At 71.4% G+C, this 2,922-nt stretch carries 4 protein-coding genes; 1 reads left to right on the forward strand and 3 read right to left on the reverse strand.

The features are described from left to right. Positions 1-370: 370 nt before the first annotated feature. Together Q8P46_17200 and Q8P46_17205 are read right to left on the reverse strand one after the other, a co-directional pair. The gene (locus Q8P46_17200) at positions 371-682 is read right to left on the reverse strand and encodes a hypothetical protein (protein ID MDP2621885.1); all 312 of its coding nucleotides are present in this window, start codon (positions 680-682) and stop codon (positions 371-373) included. A gap of 145 nt (positions 683-827) precedes the next feature. Then, positions 828-1,982, reverse strand: coding sequence for a trypsin-like peptidase domain-containing protein (locus tag Q8P46_17205; GenBank protein ID MDP2621886.1), 1,155 nt, complete (start codon positions 1,980-1,982; stop codon positions 828-830). 110 nt (positions 1,983-2,092) lie between these two features. Here Q8P46_17205 and Q8P46_17210 point away from each other — a divergent pair, with 110 nt between their 5' ends. Then, the gene (locus Q8P46_17210; protein ID MDP2621887.1) at positions 2,093-2,389 is read left to right on the forward strand and encodes a DUF3144 domain-containing protein; all 297 of its coding nucleotides are present in this window, start codon (positions 2,093-2,095) and stop codon (positions 2,387-2,389) included. 34 nt (positions 2,390-2,423) lie between these two features. On the opposite strand, the gene Q8P46_17215 is transcribed toward Q8P46_17210, so the two are convergent. Next, positions 2,424-2,922, reverse strand: a 499-nt coding sequence (locus Q8P46_17215; protein ID MDP2621888.1) for an ankyrin repeat domain-containing protein, incomplete at its 5' end; no start/stop codon positions are given.

The following is a 2,922-nucleotide window of genomic DNA, read 5'->3' on the forward strand; positions in this document are numbered from 1 at the left end:
CCGAGGCAAAGCGTTGGCACAGGGGTTACTGGGTTGCCCGTTCAAGTCGGGCAACGACGGTGGGGCGGATGCGGCGAGGCGGGACCCCCCCTCGTCATTCCGTTACGCCTCGGCAGGACGAGGGGCCGATTGGCCTACCCCCTCACCCAGCTTCGGTAAGGCGCGGCCGAAAGGCCGCGCCCGCCCTTCGCATCCCCCCGATCAAGTCGGGGGCAGGCTCTCTCCCGCCGGAGGAGAGGGCGCAGCAATTGCGCCACCCCTGCCCCCTCGCCCGCTTCGGCCCGCGCCCGAACCGACCCCGGATCGGGTCGGGGGCGGCCTCTCTGCCCCCCGGGGCGAGGTGAAATCCATTGGCCGCGGCCAGGGGCGCTCAGTCGAAGCAGATCACGCTGTAGATCGGGAACGGCCGCGGCGCCGGCGCCAGCTCGCGAAACAGGATCTTGCCGTTCGGGTAGTTGAACCCCGCGCACATCTCCTTCGCCTGCTTCTGGCAGTCCTCGAGATCCGAGCAGCCGAAGAGGATCGGCTCGGTCGTGTTCGGCATCAACGGCCGGCTCGGCACGTCGATCCGAAGCGGATCGCGCGGCGCGGGCTGCGCCCACGCGCCCCCGGCGGCAAACACGATTGCCGCCGCGGCGACCGCCAGCCCGCTTAATCGAACACGGCTCGCAACGCGCTCCATCCCTTCACTCCCAAGACGGCAAACACGCCGGCCATCGGCGCCGCGGACGACCGCGCCGGTTTGCCGACCGACGATAGCGCCCCTGCATGGAGCGCGTCGAGACTTATTGCCCGGGGCGCGGGCCGAGGCGGCGACCGGGCGGCCCCTACGGCGGCGGCGGCTGGCGGCGCGGCGGCGGCATCTCGGCTTGCAGAAAGCGGCGCACGGCCTCGCCCTGCGCCGGATTGTATTGCTCGACGAGGCGGGCGCCCTCCTCGGCCAGCTCCATGTCGCCGCCCCATTTGCCCGCCTGCACCGCGTAGCGCTGCAACTGGTCGTCCTCGGGGATGAGCTCGATGAGATCGCGGATGATCGGCACCTCGTCGGCGAAGCGGGCGGAAAGATGCAGGGTGGTGAGATAGCCGAGCCTGGTGTTGATCGCTTCGGGGTCCTGGGACAGCGCCCGCTCGAACAGCTCCGCCGAGCGGTCGAGCAGGCCGGCGCGGCCGAGTGCCTGGGCGGCAAGCTCGATCTGCAGCTTGTTGCCACCGGCAAGGCAGCGCGCCTCGAGCGTCGCCGCCAGCGGCTCCGGCAGCCCGCGGCCGACCTGCCGGGCCTTGTCGAGGGCCCAGTCGCAGTCGCGATGGGCCGTGCCGATGCGCCGGCTCTCCTCGGCGTGCGCGGCACCGCTTGCCGCCCGCAATTCGGCGATGGCGCGGGCGGGAATCGCCTCGCCGCGGCCCTCGCCGCCGGAGGCGACGATGCCGACAAGCTCGCCTTCGCGGTCGACCAGCGCGCCGCCGCTGGCGCCGAATTGGCTCTGGGCGGTGTGGTGGATGCGGGCAAGCGGCCGGTCCTCGGCCGGCAGGGCCAGCGGCCCGCCCGGCGGATAGACGCGGACGAAGCGGAAGTCGGCAGAGGCGGCCACCGTCTGCCAGGGCCCCTTATCGGCATCCTCGTCGAGCGCGATTACCGGGCCGTCCGGCAGCTTTGCCTCGATGAGGACGAGATCGCCGGCATAGGAGGCAGGCACGACCTTGCCCGGGATCTGCGAGCCATCGGCGAGAAAGACGACGACGTCCTCCTCGTCGGCGACGACATGGCGGTTGGTGACGAGGAGGCCGTCGCCGATGCGCACGGCATTGGCGTCGAGGCCGTAGGCCGCGACATGGAACACCGAAGCGCGGACCGCGCAGACCGGCGCCGCATAGGCGCATTCGCCGCCGGGCTGCGCCGCCGCCGGGCCAAGCGCCGCCAGGAGCGCGAGCAACAGCCCCGCCGCAGCGCGGAAGGCCTGCCGGGCTTGAGGGAGCCGGTTCATGCGGCCATTAGGGGGCGCGGGGGGATCGGGGTCAAGGTCGCTTTCGCCGCGCGGGGCAAGGCCCTAGACTGGCCCGAGCGGACCAAACGGCACAAGGGAGCACCGAGGCCATGAGCCGGAAGGACAGGCGCCTGGCGCGCAAGGAGGGCGAGCTCGACGTTAACGCGTTCCTCAAGACCGCCGACAAGTTCATCGACCTCGCCAACCGCGAAAACGCGAAGGTCAAGGCGACGCAGCTCCACATGGCCCTGCTGTTCGCCTCCGCGCGCTACAGCGCGTTCGTCGGAAAGAGCATCATCGGCATCGGGGATCACGAGAAATTCGTGGAGAAGATGACCAACGAATATCGCGACTATCTGCGCCAGCACCTCGCCGACAAGAGCCTGGAGCAGCCGCCCGAGGGCTAGAGCGGTACATGGTTATAGGAAACCATGAACCGCTCTAGGCGCCGCGGCGCAGCAGCCTGGCGATGTCGTCGTGGCCGGCCATCTCGGCCGCCTTGACCGCGTCCCAGCCGTCCTTGGCGACCACGCCCACGTCGGCGCCGGCGGCAAGCAGCGCCTTGACGATGTCCATGAAGCCGGCATTGGCCGCCCACATCAGCGCCGTGGTTCCGTCGACCGGGTTCAAGGCGTTGGGCTTGGCGCCCTTGGCGAGAAGATAGACGGCCATCTCGTCCAGGCCGCCGGCGGCGGCGATGGCCAGCGCCGTGCGCCCCTTGGCGTCGGCGCCGTCAAGGGCAGCGCCCGCCTCGGCGATCATTTGCACGATCTCGAGCGAGCCGGAGGCGGCCGCCGCGGCAAGGGCGCGGCCGCCCGCCTCGCCTTCGGCCGTCGCGCCGCGCTCGATGAGCAGCCGAACAAGCACGGGCGCGCCGCGCCCGACGGCGACGGCAAGCGGCGTGCGGCCGTCCCCGGTCTCGGCGTCAAGCCTAGCGCCG

The organism is Hyphomicrobiales bacterium, from assembly GCA_030688605.1.
GTDB lineage: Bacteria > Pseudomonadota > Alphaproteobacteria > Rhizobiales > NORP267 > JAUYJB01.

Excerpts from the sequence above, each read along its gene's own strand:
- Q8P46_17200 (MDP2621885.1), bottom strand. The coding sequence starts at position 682 with ATGGAGCGCGTTGCGAGCCGTGTTCGATTAAGCGGGCTGGCGGTCGCC.
- Q8P46_17205 (MDP2621886.1), bottom strand. The coding sequence starts at position 1,982 with ATGAACCGGCTCCCTCAAGCCCGGCAGGCCTTCCGCGCTGCGGCGGGG.
- Q8P46_17210 (MDP2621887.1), top strand. The coding sequence starts at position 2,093 with ATGAGCCGGAAGGACAGGCGCCTGGCGCGCAAGGAGGGCGAGCTCGAC.